Source organism: Corynebacterium sp. KPL1995, from assembly GCF_000477935.1.
Classification (GTDB): Bacteria; Actinomycetota; Actinomycetes; order Mycobacteriales; family Mycobacteriaceae; genus Corynebacterium; species Corynebacterium pseudodiphtheriticum.
Map to the genome: position 1 here is coordinate 421,903 of NZ_KI515715.1, position 15,293 is coordinate 437,195.

At 61.7% G+C, this 15,293-nt stretch carries 13 protein-coding genes and 1 tRNA gene; 5 read left to right on the forward strand and 9 right to left on the reverse strand.

From position 1 onward, the window contains the following. Positions 1–25 precede the first annotated feature (25 nt). Positions 26–1,570 carry an MFS transporter gene (locus HMPREF1292_RS01890; protein ID WP_023018498.1) on the forward strand — a complete coding sequence of 515 codons (1,545 nt, stop codon included), beginning with the start codon at positions 26–28 and terminating at the stop codon, positions 1,568–1,570. Next, positions 1,567–2,328: a TetR/AcrR family transcriptional regulator gene (locus HMPREF1292_RS01895; RefSeq protein ID WP_023018499.1), complete on the forward strand. Its 762-nt coding sequence runs from the start codon at positions 1,567–1,569 to the stop codon at positions 2,326–2,328. The genes HMPREF1292_RS01890 and HMPREF1292_RS01895 overlap by 4 nt, the downstream gene beginning before the upstream one ends. 49 nt (positions 2,329–2,377) lie before the next feature. Here the strand turns inward: HMPREF1292_RS01895 and gluQRS are convergent, their stop codons facing one another. The 4 genes from gluQRS to HMPREF1292_RS01915 form a co-directional block, all read right to left on the reverse strand. Then, complete coding sequence (gene gluQRS / locus HMPREF1292_RS01900) at positions 2,378–3,340, reverse strand: tRNA glutamyl-Q(34) synthetase GluQRS (RefSeq protein ID WP_034644981.1); 963 nt, start codon at positions 3,338–3,340, stop codon at positions 2,378–2,380. Then, positions 3,324–4,574 (reverse strand): tRNA guanosine(34) transglycosylase Tgt, encoded by a 1,251-nt coding sequence (tgt, locus tag HMPREF1292_RS01905; protein WP_023018501.1) that lies wholly within the window; start codon positions 4,572–4,574, stop codon positions 3,324–3,326. Before tgt ends, gluQRS begins: the two co-directional genes overlap by 17 nt. An 81-nt stretch (positions 4,575–4,655) precedes the next feature. Continuing rightward, positions 4,656–7,133: an MMPL family transporter gene (locus HMPREF1292_RS01910; protein WP_023018502.1), complete on the reverse strand. Its 2,478-nt coding sequence runs from the start codon at positions 7,131–7,133 to the stop codon at positions 4,656–4,658. 187 nt (positions 7,134–7,320) lie between these two features. Then, positions 7,321–7,411, reverse strand: a tRNA-Ser gene (locus HMPREF1292_RS01915). A 174-nt stretch (positions 7,412–7,585) separates the two neighbouring features. On the opposite strand from HMPREF1292_RS01915, the gene HMPREF1292_RS10980 reads away from it, so the two are divergent. Continuing rightward, entirely contained in the window at positions 7,586–7,816 is a 231-nt protein-coding gene (locus HMPREF1292_RS10980) for a hypothetical protein (RefSeq protein ID WP_126925434.1), read from the forward strand. 9 nt (positions 7,817–7,825) lie between these two features. Here HMPREF1292_RS10980 and HMPREF1292_RS01920 read toward each other — a convergent pair whose 3' ends face one another. From HMPREF1292_RS01920 to HMPREF1292_RS01930, 3 genes are all read right to left on the reverse strand, one after another. Beyond that, entirely contained in the window at positions 7,826–8,050 is a 225-nt protein-coding gene (locus tag HMPREF1292_RS01920) for a hypothetical protein (protein ID WP_021352757.1), read from the reverse strand. 57 nt (positions 8,051–8,107) lie between these two features. Continuing rightward, positions 8,108–8,539 carry a nucleoside deaminase gene (locus HMPREF1292_RS01925; protein ID WP_034645512.1) on the reverse strand — a complete coding sequence of 144 codons (432 nt, stop codon included), beginning with the start codon at positions 8,537–8,539 and terminating at the stop codon, positions 8,108–8,110. 183 nt (positions 8,540–8,722) lie between these two features. Further along, a complete protein-coding gene (locus tag HMPREF1292_RS01930; protein WP_023018504.1) occupies positions 8,723–9,217 on the reverse strand; it encodes a tRNA adenosine deaminase-associated protein in 495 nt (164 codons plus the stop codon). A 39-nt stretch (positions 9,218–9,256) separates the two neighbouring features. Between HMPREF1292_RS01930 and HMPREF1292_RS01935 the strand changes: the two genes are divergently transcribed. Beyond that, positions 9,257–10,285 carry a prephenate dehydrogenase gene (locus HMPREF1292_RS01935; RefSeq protein WP_023018505.1) on the forward strand — a complete coding sequence of 343 codons (1,029 nt, stop codon included), beginning with the start codon at positions 9,257–9,259 and terminating at the stop codon, positions 10,283–10,285. On the opposite strand, the gene HMPREF1292_RS01940 is transcribed toward HMPREF1292_RS01935, so the two are convergent. Both HMPREF1292_RS01940 and HMPREF1292_RS01945 read right to left on the reverse strand, forming a co-directional pair. Then, positions 10,282–12,432 (reverse strand): acyl-CoA dehydrogenase family protein, encoded by a 2,151-nt coding sequence (locus tag HMPREF1292_RS01940; RefSeq protein WP_023018506.1) that lies wholly within the window; start codon positions 12,430–12,432, stop codon positions 10,282–10,284. The two genes, HMPREF1292_RS01935 and HMPREF1292_RS01940, sit on opposite strands and share 4 nt — an antisense overlap. An 84-nt stretch (positions 12,433–12,516) precedes the next feature. Continuing rightward, a complete protein-coding gene (locus HMPREF1292_RS01945; protein WP_023018507.1) occupies positions 12,517–13,812 on the reverse strand; it encodes an acetyl-CoA C-acetyltransferase in 1,296 nt (431 codons plus the stop codon). 160 nt (positions 13,813–13,972) lie between these two features. Here HMPREF1292_RS01945 and HMPREF1292_RS01950 point away from each other — a divergent pair, with 160 nt between their 5' ends. Continuing rightward, positions 13,973–15,289, forward strand: a complete 1,317-nt coding sequence (locus tag HMPREF1292_RS01950) for a 3-oxoacyl-ACP reductase (protein WP_023018508.1) — start codon at positions 13,973–13,975, stop codon at positions 15,287–15,289. The last annotated feature ends 4 nt before the right edge of the window (positions 15,290–15,293 follow it).

The following is a 15,293-nucleotide window of genomic DNA, read 5'->3' on the forward strand; positions in this document are numbered from 1 at the left end:
ACCCACAAGGCGGTACTGAAAACCCATGACAGCGATGCAATCCCCCGCGGCACGTTGGTTCGCGCTCGCGACACTCGTCGGTCCCGTACTGCTGCTCAGTATCGACATGAGCGTTATCAGCATCGCCGTGCCCGCCATCAGCGCAGGCCTCGGCCCCACTTCCGCGCAAATGCTGTGGATCATCGATATTTACAGCTTCCTGCTGGCAGGGCTGCTCATTCTGGCGGGCTCGCTCGGCGACCGCTTCGGCCGCAAACGCATGCTCATGATCGGCGCCCCCGCATTCGGTTTGGCCTCCTTGGCGACGGCATTCGCACCCAACCCGGAGCTACTGATTCTCGCCCGCGCCGCCCTGGGTGCCTCCGCGGCCACCCTCATGCCGTCGACACTGGGGTTAATCCGCACCATCTTCGACAACGCGCACGAACGACGCCTAGCCATCGCCGTGTGGGCAGCCGCCTTCGGTGGCGGTGGCGCGCTCGGCCCGGTGCTCGGCGGGCTGCTGCTGGAACACTTCTGGTGGGGCTCAGTGTTCCTAATTAACGCCCCGGTCATGGCGCTATTCCTACCCGCCGCGTGGTACCTGCTGCCAGAATCGCGCGACCCGAACCCGCAGAAATTCGACTACCCTTCGGCTGCGCTGTCCATCGCCGGGCTGCTCCCAGTCGTTTACGCGCTGAAAACCCTGATCAAGCAACCATCGGTGGCCTCCGTCGTCGCGTTAGTTGCGGGTATCGCTTTCATCGCGCTATTCATCCGCCGCCAGCGCCGTATCCCCAACCCGATGATCGACCTGGAACTTTTCGCGCGCCCCGGATTCGCCGCCGCGATCACCGTCAACATGCTGGCCACCCTCGCACTACTGGGGCTCACCTTCTTCTATCCGCAGTACCTCATGCTGGTCAAAGGCCATAGCTCCATGAGCGCGGGCCTGTGGATGCTGCCGCTGGCCGTGGCGACGATGACCGGCACATTCATCTCACCGTCCGTCGCCAAGCGGGTCTCCATCCGGAAGGTCATCACCATTGGTTCTCTGATCACCGCGCTCGGCTTCGGGCTGGCATCCTTCCTGGATACTGGCACGACGATGCTGCTGGTCGTGGTCGCGGCGGCCGCGGTCGGTTTCGGCATCGGCTTCTCGGAAACGCTGACCAACGAGGTTGTACTCAGTACCGCTCCCCCGGCGCGCGCCTCGGCGGCCTCGGCGATTTCGGAAACCGGCTACGAATTCGGTGGCGCAATGGGCACCGCCCTGCTCGGCACCCTGGGCCTAGGAGTGTATGCGCGGAACCTGCATGCCGACGAGCATGGGTTGGAAGGCGCACAGGCCGTCAGTGCCCGCGATACCCTCGGCGGGGCACACGAGATCGCCGCTAGCCTGCCCGCCGACCAGGCACGCCAGCTCATCGACGCCGCCAACGACGCCTACCTGACCGGCATGAATGTCGCCACCGGTGCGGGCGCACTCATCGCCCTGGGCGCGGCAGCCGCCGGCTGGTGGGGCATCCGCGAATATTCCCGCCGCATCGAGGAATCCGTCCACCACCCGCAGGAGATTTCACCGCGATGAGCAGCACACACCCGAACACCGAATCCGACGCTAGTTCCAGCTCTAGCCCCAGCTCTGGCTCCCAGCAGTCCCGCAAACGTATCCCCGCCGAGCAACGCCGCCGCGAACTCACCGCCGTCGCCCACACCGTCATGGCCCGCGATGGGGCATTCGGCTTGACAACGCGCGCCGTCGCCAAGGAAGCCGGGGTGCCGCATGGCTCGGTGCACTACGCCTTCCACTCGAAAGACGAGCTGATCCGCGCCGTCGTCCGGGACGATATTGATCGCTCGACGGCTGCTTTTCGACGCTTCGCCGCCCCGGAAGCCAACACCTCGGAACATGCGGGAAGCCCGGCAGAGCAGGCCACCGGTTCGGCCGCAACCCCGGACCATGCGGCAAGCCCCGCAGAGCAGGCCGTTTCCCCAGAAGGCATCCTGCACGCCGCTTTTGCCAGCTACGCCGATAACTTGATCGGTGACCCGTGGGAGGAAGCCGCGCAGCAAGAACTCGCGCTAATGTGCGCCCGGGATGAGCAGCTGCGGGTCATCATGCAAGAATCCAACGCCAGCTATCGCGAACTGATCGGCAGCATCCTGGACTACCTCGCCGCAGCCACCGGGAAAACCTGGGCCCAGCCAGCGGATATGTTAGCTGAAAATATCCTCGGCGCACTGTTTGGTACCGCGCAGCTGTGGCTGATCGATTGTGACGACGCCACCCTATATGCCAGCTTGGCGACGCTCGCGAAGGTCTACGCAGCGCAATTGGGTAAGTAACGCCCGGTGACCGGCACAGTCGCGCTAGCGCGCTGGCATACTAACGCTGCTAGCGTCCTGCCCACACGTAGTCGTCGGCAAGCGCTTCCGGGCAGAAACTCTCGAGAGCTTCGTGCAACGACGTCGCACCAGCGCAGCCAATAGATGCGAAAATCTCGCCGACGACTCGAGCGGCAGGCATGGTGCGCAAAGAAATCGGGCCATCGCGCTTCGCCAGCCGCTGCCCGTCGGCGTTGACCACCAACCCGACGTGCACATACTCGGGCGCAGTCAGACCCAACAGCTGCGCCAGATAGGCCTGCCGCGGCGCAGACGACAACAAATCATTCCCCCGCACCACCTGCGTGACCTGCTGGTGCGCATCATCGACCACAACAGCCAGGTTATAGGCATAATCACGCGCCTGCGCCGCATTGCCACCACGACGCACAATAAAATCATCCACCCGGCCGGTGTATTCGCCGTGCAACCGGTCGGTGATGCTGAACTCGCTGCGCCCCGCACGCAGCCGCAACGCCGGAACCCGTCCCTGCCCAGCAAGTTCCTCGCGTTTTTTCACGCGCTGCACCTCGCTCAAATCCCGGCACGTACCCGGGTACTCTCCCGGAAGCTGGTGCGGCGCCGACGCCGCCTGCTGGATCTCCTTGCGCGAGCAATAACACTCATACACCAACCCCTGGCCTGCCAGCTTGTCGACGGCTGCGGCATAAGCCGCCTCCCGATCCGACTGTCGCAACTCTGCACCGCGATCATCCCAGTCCAGGCCAATCGCCTGCAGATCCGCCAACTGGCTGTCGACGAAGTGTTCCCGGCACCGCTGCGAATCTAAATCATCGACGCGCACCACAAAGCCCAGCCCGTCGGCACGCGCAAACAACCACGCCGCCACCGCGGTGCGCAGGTTGCCAAAGTGCAGGTCCCCAGTCGGCGACGGCGCGTAACGGCCAACACCCCCGGTGCCAGCAGCGCTAGCCCCTACACCAGCCGAAGCAGCGCTATTTGGTGTGTGCATAGTACCGGCCCAGGAATTCATCGCGGTACTCGCGGTAATAACCGCCGTCGATCGATTGCCGGATGTTATCAACCAGGCGAATCATGAATTCCAGGTTGTGGATCGTGCACAACGTACCGGCCAGAAATTCCTTGGCCTTGAGCAAGTGCCGAATATACGCGCGCGAGTAATTCTGCGAAACATAGCCGCCGAATTCCTCATCGACACCAGAAAAGTCCCGCTCGAAGCGCTTGTTCTTCAGGTTCATTCGGCCATCCAGCGTGTAGACACCACCGCGGCGGCCCAGGCGCGTCGGCGAGACGCAATCGAAGGTATCCGCGCCGTTTTCAATCGCCCAGAACACGTCGTCCGGTTCGGAAATGCCCAGCAGGTGGCGAGGTTTATCGTCGGGAAGCTCCTCGCACACCCAGCCGACGATCGTGCCCAGCATCCCCTTATCCAACGCGCCACCAATGCCATAGCCACCGAAACCACGCCGACCGGCAGCCTCGGCCTCCTGTGATAACGACACCAGCCCGCGGGTGGCCTGCCTGCGCAGATCCTCATGCTGCGCCCCCTGGATCACGCCCCACAGCGACTGCTTCGGCCGGTGCGCACGCTCCCGTGTCAACCGGTCGTGTTCTGCCAAGCACCGCTCCGCCCAGCGATGCGTGCGCGCCACGGATTCTTCCTGGTAAGCGCGGGTATCGACCAGCGTGGTCAACTCGTCGAACGCAAACATGATATCCGCGCCCAAACCGTGCTGGATCTGCAGCGACTTCTCCGGAGTAAACCGGTGCCGCGAACCGTCCAACACGCTGCGGAAATTCACGCCGTCTTCGTCGACAATCGCCAACGAATCCTTATTCACCTTCCGCGGGGTGAACTCCGCCATCTCCTGCTCATAATCCATCTTGATGGTCTTTTTATGCCCCACGCCCAGGCTCATCACCTGAAAACCACCGGAATCGGTGTAGGTGGGCCCATGCCAGCTTTCAAACTTGGCGACGCCACCGGCCTCGTCGACAATGTCATGCCCCGGCTGCAGGTACAGGTGGTACGCGTTGGACAAGATCGCCTGCGCACCGGTGAGCCGAATCTGCTCCGGGCTCAGCGTTTTCACCGTCGCCTTGGTGGCCACCGGGATAAACGCCGGGGTATTAATCGGGCCATGCGGAGTGGTGATCGTGCCCGTGCGGCCCTGCATTCCCGCTAGATCCAGGTGGGTGTTGACGGTGAAACTCAGATCGGTCATAGCCGCTAGTTTATCGTGCTGCGGCTAATGCGACCTCCGGTGGCTAATTTGCCGTGCTGCGCTTAATTTATCGTGCCGTGTTTAATTTATTGTGCGATGCTTGCTGGGTTGCTCGTTGCGCATCGCATGCTCACTCTGCTGCTCTTCCCGATCCAGCGCCGCCACCTCGTCGTCATCTTCCAGGCTAGTGCCTTCCACATCCAGGTGCGGGGTCACCTTGTCCAGCCAACGCGGCCACCACCAGTTACCGCGCCCCATCAAGAACATCGCGGCGGGCACAAACGTCATGCGGATGAAGAAGGCGTCGAAAAGCACCGCCACACCCAACGCAAAACCGAAAATGCTGATAAACGGCAACGGCTGGCCAATGAAACCAACGAACACCGCGATCATAATGACAGCTGCCGCCGTGACGACGCGCGCGCCCTGGCTAAACCCAGCAATGGTGGAATAGTCGATCTGGTTGTAATCGCGCGCATCCGGGTCGTGGCGGGCGAATTTCTGCAAACCATCCCCGTGCGTCGCAGCGAAAGCCTCCCGCATGCGGGTAACCAAAAAGATCTGATAATCCATGGCCAACCCGAAAGTCAGGCCAATGAGGAAGATCGGCATAAACGAGATCAACGGCCCCGGGGCGTCGACGAAGCCGCCCAGGCCTTCCTGCCAAAACAGCACCGTGACGCCAAAAGCCGCGCCCACCGAAAGCAGGAACCCGGCCCCAGCGACCAGCGGCACCAACAGGGACCGGAAAACCATGATCAACAAGAGCACAGCCACGCCGACGACTACCGCCAGATACACCGGCATAACCTGAGCCAGGCGCTCGGTGATATCCACCTGCACCGCAGTCAAGCCCGTCAGGCCAACGCTAACACCCGTGGCGCGCTCCACCTCAGCGTTGACGCGGTTGAGGTTTTCCACCAAATCGACGGTGGCGGGATCAGCCGGGCCAGTTTTCGGGGTGACCAAGATTTGGGCGGCGCGGCCGTCGTCGGCAAGCGCAACCAATTGAGCATGGTCGACAGCGGCCAAAGTATTGATCTGATTGACGGTGTACAGGTAGCTCGCGCGGGCGGCTTTATCCTCGCGGGTGAGTTCTTCAGCTTCCCCCTGCAACTCGATCAGCGACTGCAGCGCGACAGCATCCTCGTTGACCGTGTGCGCGTCGACAAGCGCCAACAACGGACCATTCGTGCCCGGACCAAACCCCTCCGCCTTCAAATCCGCGGCCTTGCGCTGCGTGGTTTCCGGGTTACCAGTGGTGTCGTTCGGCAACGCGAGCTCCAAGCGCGTCAACGGAGTAGCAGCCGCACCCAAACCAAGCACGACCAGCAGCAACAACAGCGCCGGGAAACGCTGCACAAACCCCACCCAGCGTCGGCCCATCGTCGGGCCCTGCTTTTTCTTGCCATTGCGACGCGGGCGACCCGCAATACCGGGGAGTGCGAAACCAAAGGCGCGATCGCCAAGCAAACCCAAAATAGCTGGCAGCAGCGTCAACGGGACAACGGTAGCCAGCGCGACGGTCGCTGCCGCGGCCAAGCCCATAGCGGTAAGAAACTCGATCTGCGCAACCCACAACATGGCCAGCGCGATGAAGTTGGTCAGGCCCGCGAAAACCACCGACGAACCCGCGGTGCCACAAGCCAGGGCGATGGCCTTGTCATTCGGCAGGCGCTGCTGCTCGCTGCGGTAGCGCGACATCACAAACAGCGCATAGTCAATGCCGACAGCCAGGCCAACCATGAGCGCCAACACCGGGGTCATGTCATTCAGCTCAACAAAACCGGTGGCCGTGATGACCCACAAAGCACCAATGCCCACAGCCACAATCGCGGTGATAATCGGCAGAATCGCCGCAATCAACGAACCAAAGGTCACCACCAACACCAAGAACGCGATGGACAAACCAATCCACTCGTTGGACAACTCGATCTCGATCGGGTCACCGAATCCCTCACCAGAAGCTTCCACCGTCAAGCCAGCGTCGCGGCCAATATCCATGGCCTGGTAGACGGCGTCGTACTGTTCCGGCTGCACCTCATAGGCGTTCGGTGCATCAAATTTGAAGGTGGTCCAGCCGATGGTTTCGTCGTCGTTAAGCAGGCGCAAATGTTCCGCGTCCAGGCGGGCGGTTTCCTCCGGCAGGCCCTGTTCGACGCCCATGCGCTCGACGGTTTCCACCAGCTCCGGGGAGAGCGTGACCGGGTTGCCGAAGCGCAGCTCGTTCTCGATGACCAGGTTTTCTTCCAGGCTGGCGATGACGTCGTCAATCGCGGCAGTGTTGTCCGGATCGCTGAGCTTTTCGCCCTCCGGGGCTTGGAACACCAGGTTCACCGTGGCTGCGGCGGCCGGGTTTCCGTCTTCGGGGAACAGCTCGACGACGCGCTTGGTGGTGTCGATCGTCGGGGTGTCATCGATTTCGAAATCGCCGGTGAACGAACCCGACAGGCTCAATGCCGCGCCGACGGAGGCCGCCAGGATCACGACCCAGGCGATGATCACGCTCCAGCTATGGCGAAACGAGAATAATCCCAGCCGGTACAAAAACTTTGCCACGTTGTTCGCCTTACCTCGTCTTGCCTCATCTTGTGCGCTGCTGCTAGCGCGTTGCGGTTTCGAACATGGCGTTGTACGCAGGTGTTGGTGTGCACATGCCACCGTCATGATCAAGCCAATGCTGCTAGCGAGCACTGTTGTCGATATTAAAAAAGCAGACCCTTGGTTTAAGGATCTGCTCGAAAAATGGCGGTGGCGGCGGGATTCGAACCCGCGGTTGGGGGTTACCCAACAAACGCTTTCGAGGCGTTCACCTTCGGCCGCTCGGACACGCCACCGCCGATAAGGATAGAACAGACCGCGGGCTGTGTCCAAATCCGGGGCGTCCAAATCCCGCGCCGGGTTGACGGCCGAGTTGCCGCGGCGGGTTGACGGCTGGCAAATAGGAATCTTGGTGCATTTTTACAAATAGTCGGTCAAAACAGGCCCCAAACCGACCACTATTTGTAAAAATGCACCAAAACAGACCCCAAATCCAGGCATCAGCACGGACCCCGGGCATCAGCGCAGCCGTCGGCACGCATCTACGCCCGCACCGCCGACGCAGCGCCCCCAAAAGCCATGCCCACCCCGCCCCACCGCACACCCCAAACACGCAAAAACCGCCCGCCGCACACGGTGCACAATGCACCGCACGCGAACGGGCGGAAACCCCGGCCAGCACAGCTAACCGGGTGTTTTAAGCAGACAATTTACTTGTCGTCGGTCAGCTTGCCGAGGGTCTCGGAAGCCTTGTCCTTCAGGTCACCAGCCTTGTCTTCGACCTTGTCCTTGGCGTCGTTAGCGGTGCCCTTAGCCTCAGCAGCTGCAGCCTCGCCCTTGCCTTCGTTCTTCATCTGGTCGTTGTCGAAAACCTCGCCAACGATCTCTTTGCCCTTAGCCTTAGCCTTATCCAGGAAGCTTTCTGCATCAGCCATAATCTTTTCCCTCCTAGGAAACGTTTGTGAAGCTAACAGGAACCACTGTACCGGAGATCACCGCCGCAAGTCTAAAAAGAAGCTGTGAATTAGCCGCTGACTTTCGTATTCTGCCACCCCGCCGCGGACTTCCGGCACGTACAAGGCTCCGGGCGCGCGCACCGCATCCACGTATGACCCGCACGCCCCGGTTTTCGGTTCCCACGCGCCAAACACGATGCTGCCTATCCGCGCGGCCACTGCGGCCCCAGCGCACATCACGCAGGGTTCCAGGGTGACCACGAGCTCGCAGTCCTCTAAACGCCAGCGCCCGAGTTTTTCTGCCGCCGCACGCAGCGCCAGCACTTCGGCGTGTGCGGTGGGGTCATTGTCCGCTTGCCGACGGTTGGTGGCCGCCGCGATCGGTGTGCCGCTTGGGCCAAACACGACTGCCCCGACGGGGATGTCCCCGGCCGGGGTGTCGCGCGCGGCTGCAAGAGCACGGTCCATGCGGGAACGGGCGCGCGTGAGCGCGGATTGCTCTGGGAGCACCCGGGTTGGCGCTGTGCCGCCATCCGCTGAACGCGCCCCTGCGACACCAGACGCTACGCGCGTCCCTGCGTCGCCAAGCACCCGGCGCATTGGGCGTGGCGATGCGCCCGCCGCTGCGTCGTTAAGCACGAAACGGACCCTCTAATCCAGCCCGGTGACGTCCAGGAATTCTTCGTCAAAGCCGAGCTCTTCGGCGATGCGCACCAGCTGGTCGCTGGGGGATTCGTCCAGGTTGTCGGTCATGACTTCCAGCATCTGCTCGGAAACACCAAGGTCAGCGAGTATCGCGAAGTCGCCGTCGGCCCAGCCTTCGATCTCGTCGAGCTCTTCCACCGCGATATCCGGAACGTCGATGTCCATGCGGTCCAGCACAGAGGCGGCGAAATCGTCGTCGACGGCCATCGTGGCGTCGGAAAGCAGCAGCCGCACCCCGCCGGGCGTGGGGCGGACCAGCACGAAATAGTCGTCGTCAACGCAGAGCATCGCGAAAGCAGCCGATTCCGAACGCAGATTGCGCACCTGGGTGATGGACGTGTCGATGTCGTCGAAATCATCCGCGTAGCTGCGCACAGTCCAGGCGCCATCGACGGTGGTGACGACGACGGAGAAGCTCGGGCCAAAATCTTGCTGGTTCATACCTCGTGAGACTAGTCGCATTCTGGCAAAATTGATACCGTGCTATCCTCCAGAATTTCGCGTCCAGTGTGTTTAGTCGGTCTCGGGCTGATCGGAGGTTCTTTGCTGCGCGATTTAGTCGCAGCTGGCGATACTGCTTTCGGCTATAACCGCTCGACGTCCGGCGCGCGTAAGGCTGTGTCGGAAGGCTATGACGTTTCCGACGATTTACCGCGTGTGCTGCGTCGGGCGGAGGAAGACAATGCGCTGATCGTCGTCGCGGTGCCCATGTTTGCGGTGGGCGCGGTGTTGGATCAAATCGCGGAATACGCCCCCAGCTGCGGCATCAGCGATGTCGTGAGTGTGAAGTGGGAGGTGTATGCGGAGATCCGTAAGCGTGGCATGGAAGCGCGCTATGTCGGTGGGCATCCGATGGCGGGAACCTCAGAGTCGGGGTGGAATGCCTCACGCAAAGGTTTGTTTGAGCGCGCCACCTGGGCAATTACCTATGACTACGCTGATCAGCAACAAAAAAATGGCCAGCCCATTGATGCGGGCTGGATTGAGCTGTTTACCGACGTCGTGCGCATGGCCAGCGCCACCGGTGCCGAGGCCATCCCGGCGCGGGTGGTCAATCATGATCACGCCGTCGCCCGGGTTTCGCATTTGCCGCATTTGATGGCGTTGGCGTTGTCGGTGACCGGCGATAACGGTGGGATTTTGGCGCAGTCGCTGGCTGCGGGTTCGTTTAAAGACGCCACGCGCGTGGCAGGCACGAACCCAGAATTGATTCAGGCGATGTGTGAAACGAACTCCGTGGCGCTGTGCGAGGCGCTGGAAGAAGCGATCGAGTTATTAGCCGAAGCCCACGACACGCTGTCGCAGGATCCGCCGTCGATCCGTGAGCTCGCCGTAGCGGGTAACCGGGCACGGCGCCGTTTGGAGGCACGCACTGGCGCGCGCCGTGAGTCGGTGTCGCCGGTGAAGATTTCCTCGCGCCCGGTGTTGCGGTTCCATCCGGGTTCACCGGGCTGGGTGAACCAGCTCCGGCAAACGGAATCGACCGGCGGCCGGATGGAGATTTTCTAGGCTTTGTTGTCGCCGCCGTCGACGCCACCGTCGTTCAGCATTGGCACGTTCCATGCGCTCTTCGGCGTCGCGAAGGCCTCAGAAAGCACCTGCGACCATGGGCCGAGGGAGTCGACCAGGTCGTTGATGGCGGCGCGGGCGGCTTTCACACGGCCGGATGGCAGCATGTTGTGCTCCTGGTACCAACCGGCGTGTTTGATCAACAGGTCGAAGAAGAACAAGCTGCGGACCTGCTCGAATACCTGGCGGGCGGCCGAGCCTTCTGGCAGTTCCAGTTCGGCTTCCACCATGGTGCGCATCAGCAGCGAGTCGACGTGCGCCCAGGACACAGCAATCAGGTGGTCCTGGGTCTTGTCGACGATCTCAGCGGCCTCAGCTCGGTCTGCCTTGCGGGCTGGGGCGATGCGTCGCACCAGCGAGCGCAGCACGGCCTGTTCACGGTCTTCGATGAGCTTGACCTGGTAACCGGCGTCAAACAGCGAGTCCTCGTCGCGGTTGGAGACCAGATCGATGACGGACTGCACGCCGGAACGGATGCCAGTGCGGCGACGGACGGTATCGGCAGCAGTTTCCACGCCGTATTTGACCATGTCCCACGGGGAAAGGTCCTGCATATCGCGGCCGAAGGCGGTCAGCAGATGTTTGCCCACCATCTGGATCAGCACCGTGTTGTCGCCTTCGAAGGTGGAGTAAATGTCGGCGTCGGCACGCAGGGTGGTCAGCAGATTTTCGGACATATATCCGGCGCCACCGCAGGCTTCACGCATTTCTTGCAGCGTCTTGTTCGCGTGCTCGGTGGATGCGGCCTTGACGGCGGCAGCCAGCGATTCCATCTCGCGGGAGGCAAACAGCTGTTCCTCGGTGGGGTCAGTGACCGACCACTGTCCGCTGGCCTGCTTATTCAGCATGTCGTCGTAGCGTTCCAGAATGCGGTTTTGCAGCAGCGTCAGCGCGTAAGTGCGCGCCAGCGGGATGAGCAAACGGCGGCGGTGTTGACGGTAATCAATCAGTCGCTTTTCGACGCCCTTTTCGCCACCTTCGAACTGGCGACGGCGGTTGGCGTAGCGGATGGCGATGTCGCTGGCGGTGCGGGTGGCTGCCAGACCGGCACCACCGACGGTGATGCGGCCGCGGATCAGCGTGCCCAGCATGGTGAAGAAACGGCGGTTGCGCGAGTCAATCGGCGAGACGTAGGTGCCATCTTCTTCGACGTCGCCGAAGCGGTTCAGTAGGTTTTCGCGTGGCACGCGCACGTTGTTGAACAGCAGGGTGCCGTTGTCCACGCCCAGCAGGCCGCCCTTGCGTCCATGGTCGCCGATTTCGACGCCGTCGAGCGGGTTGCCGTCCTCGTCGCGGATGGGCACGATCAGGCAGTGCACGCCGTGGGATTCTTCTTCGCCTGGGGTGTAGAGCTGCGCGAATACAGCAGCCATGCGGCCGTCGCGGCCCGCGTTGCCGATGTAGACCTTGCGGGCCGAGTCAGTTGGGCTGTTGATGATGAACTCGTGAGTGTCTGGGTCATAGGTCGCGGTGGTTTCCAGCTCTTGCACGTTGGAACCGTGGCCGCGTTCAGTCATGGCGTAGCAGCCAAGTAGTTCCGCGTTTTGGATCTTTTCGATGTAGTGGCGGTGGCGCTCGCTACCGAGGTTGTCGACGGCTCCGCCCCACAGGCCCCACTGGACACCAGATTTGATGGTCAGCGATGGGTTAACCGCACCAATGGTCTCAATTCCGGACACCGCAGCCAGCGCATTGCCGGAACCACCGTTTTCCTTAGAAAAAGAGTGGCGGGATTCGCCGGATTCCACCAGGAACTTGATGTGCTCGTACATGCGGTCGCGTACCGCATCGATGCCACCATTGAGGTCGAGCTTGAGGTCTTTTTCTTCCAAAGTCTCGCGCACTGCTTTGCGGTAGGGGGCGGCTTTACCGTCGAGAAGTGTCTGCAGTTCTCCGGCGGCGGAGTGGTCTGGTTCCGTCGGCAGGGTGCGCGGCGAGGACGGCTCCGGGGTGCCCTTGGCCGAGTTGGTCTCCAGGTCAACGTCTTTAACACCAGCACCTTTAGCACCGCTGTCTTTAACGCCGTTGTCCGAATCTTTGCCCGAATCTTTGCCCAGGTTCTTGGCAAATTCTGCGATGCGGTTCATGGGGGTTCTCCTTCCAGGAGGGTCTTGCTCAGGTTGTTCTCACGCTGGTTTAGCGCTCAACATTCAACGCTCAGCATTCAGCGTTTAGCGTTCAACGATCGCGGTGATGCCCTGTCCACCAGCGGCGCAGACGGATACGAGTGCGCGGCCGCCACCGTTTTCTTCCAGGGTCTTGGCGACGGTTGCCAGGATGCGTGCACCGGTGGCTGCGAATGGGTGTCCGGCTGCCAGTGAGGATCCTTTGACGTTGAGTTTGTCGCGATCAATAGCACCCAGTGGTTGGTCCAAACCGAGCTTTTCACGGCAGTAGTCTTCGTCTTCCCAAGCTGCCAGGGTGGCCAGGACCTGGGAGGCGAAGGCTTCGTGGATTTCGTAGAAATCGAAGTCCTGCAGGCTCAGGCCGTTGCGCTCCAGTAGTCGTGGCACGGCGTAGGTCGGTGCCATCAGCAGGCCGTCGTCGCCATGCACGAAGTCCACACCGGCTACTTCGGAGTCCACCAGGTATGCGCGAACCGGGATGTTGTGCTGCTGTGCCCATTCTTCGCTGGACAGCAGGGCGACGGAGGCTCCGTCGGTCAGCGTGGTGGAGTTACCAGCCGTCATCGTGGCTTGGGCACCGTGGCGTTCGGCATCTTTTTTGCCGAATACTGGCTTGAGCTTGGCGAGCTTGTCGACGGTGGAGTCTGGGCGCAGGTTGGTATCGCGCGTGACACCCAAAAATGGGGTGATGAGGTCATCGAAAAAGCCTTCGTCGTAGGCCTTGGCCAGCTTCTGGTGTGATTCCACAGCCAGCTGGTCTTGCGCCTGGCGGGAAATGCCGAATTTCCGGGCGGTGATTGCGGCATGCTCACCCATCGACAGGCCGGTGCGTGGCTCGGAGTTGCGTGGGGTTTCTGGCGCCAGGTCTTTCGGGCGGATGGAGCCGATCAGCTTCAGGCGCTGGGTGGCGGTTTTGGCGCGGGACAGTTCCAGCAGGGTGCGGCGCAAGCGGTCACCGACGGCCAGTGGTGCGTCGGAAATGGTATCGACACCACCGGCGATGCCGGATTCGATGCGTCCGGCAGCGATGGCGTCGGCCACGTGTACGGCTGCTGCGATGCCGGTGCCGCAGGCCATCTGGATGTCCGTGCCTGGGGTCTGCGAATCAAGCGGGGAGCCTAATACACATTCGCGTGTCAGGCTGAAGTCCCGGGAGTGTTTCAGGACGGCGCCTGCGGTGACTTGACCAACCCGCTCATCCTGCAGCCCATAGCGCGCTACCAGGCCGTTAAGGGCTGCGGTGAGCATATCTTGGTTGGATGCGGAGGAGTATTCCTTGTTCGAGCGGGCGAACGGGATGCGGTTGCCGCCCAAGATCGCGACTTTTCGGCGCTGGGTCATAATTTTCTCCCTTGTTTTGTCTCAGAAAACAGTCTGCTTGCTGCAGTTTTTCCGTGACCCTAGGATAGGGTGCCAGGATTCACTTTACACAATTTCGTGTAACCTTAATCACGCATGACCATTCGTACAATTCGTCTCTACCCCCTACAGGAGGCCCATAATGGCGAAAAAATCCATGTTGGAACGCGTCATTAACTCAGACTTTGGCGCAAAACTCGGCATCCCCCAGGGCACCAAGCTCCGCCGCTACACTCCTGGCGAGCCCTTCCTGGATGGTCCCGTAGTGGTAGGTGGTGGCGATCTTGCCGACGACATCCGTTCCCTACTGCAGGTGGACTACCAGCTTCTCGACGCCGAGGCGGATTCCAAGCGCGCCGCCATCGTCTTCGACGCCACCGGCATCACCCGCCCGGAACAGCTGCACGAGCTCTACGATTTCTTCCACCCGCAGATGCGCAAGCTCGGCGCTTCGGGGCGCGTCGTCGTGATCGGTAATAACCCGGATGACCTGGAAGGTGATGCCCGCATCGTCGCGCGCTCCCTGGAAGGTTTCTCTCGTTCTATTTCTAAGGAACTGCGCAAAGGCGCTACCGGCCAGCTGGTCTATGTTGAGCCCGGCGCGCCTATCACTGCACTGGAATCCACGCTGCGTTTCTTGCTGTCTGGCAAATCTGCCTTTGTTTCCGGCCAGGTTATTCGCGTTTCTGCCACCGAGAACGAGAACGTGGACTGGGAACGCCCGCTGGCGGGCCAGCTGGCCGTGGTTACTGGCGCCGCCCGCGGTATCGGTGCCACCATCGCTGAGGTGCTGGGCCGCGATGGCGCTGATGTCATCTGCATCGACATCCCACCGGCTGGCGAGGCATTGGCCGAGGTTGCCAACAAGGTGAAAGGCACTGCCCTGCCACTGGATGTCACCGCAAACAACGCCGCCGAGGCCATCACCGAGCACGCACAGCAGCGCTACGGCAAGGCCGTGGACATCATCGTGCACAACGCTGGTGTTACCCGCGATAAGCTGCTAGCAAATATGAACGAGGGCCAGTGGCAGATGGTGCAAAACATCAACCTGGTGGCCCCGGTACGCATCACCGAGCAGATGCTAGAAAACGGCGGCCTGGCAGCAGATGCCAATATCGTCGGTATCTCGTCGATGGCGGGTATTTCCGGCAACCGTGGCCAAACCAACTACGCCACCACCAAGGCCGGCATGATCGGGCTTGTCGACGCTTTGGCCGAAAAGATGGCAGCCGCTGGCGGCACCGTCAACGCCGTGGCCCCGGGCTTCATCGAAACCGCGATGACTGCCGCCATGCCTACCGGCCCACGGGAGATCGGCCGTCGTATCAGCTCGCTGAACCAGGGCGGTCTACCAGTCGATGTTGCAGAAACGGTCGCGTTTTTCGCTAGCTCTGGCTCCCGCGCGGTCAATGGCAATACCGTGCGCGTGTGCGGCCAGAACATCATGGGTGCCTAGGAAG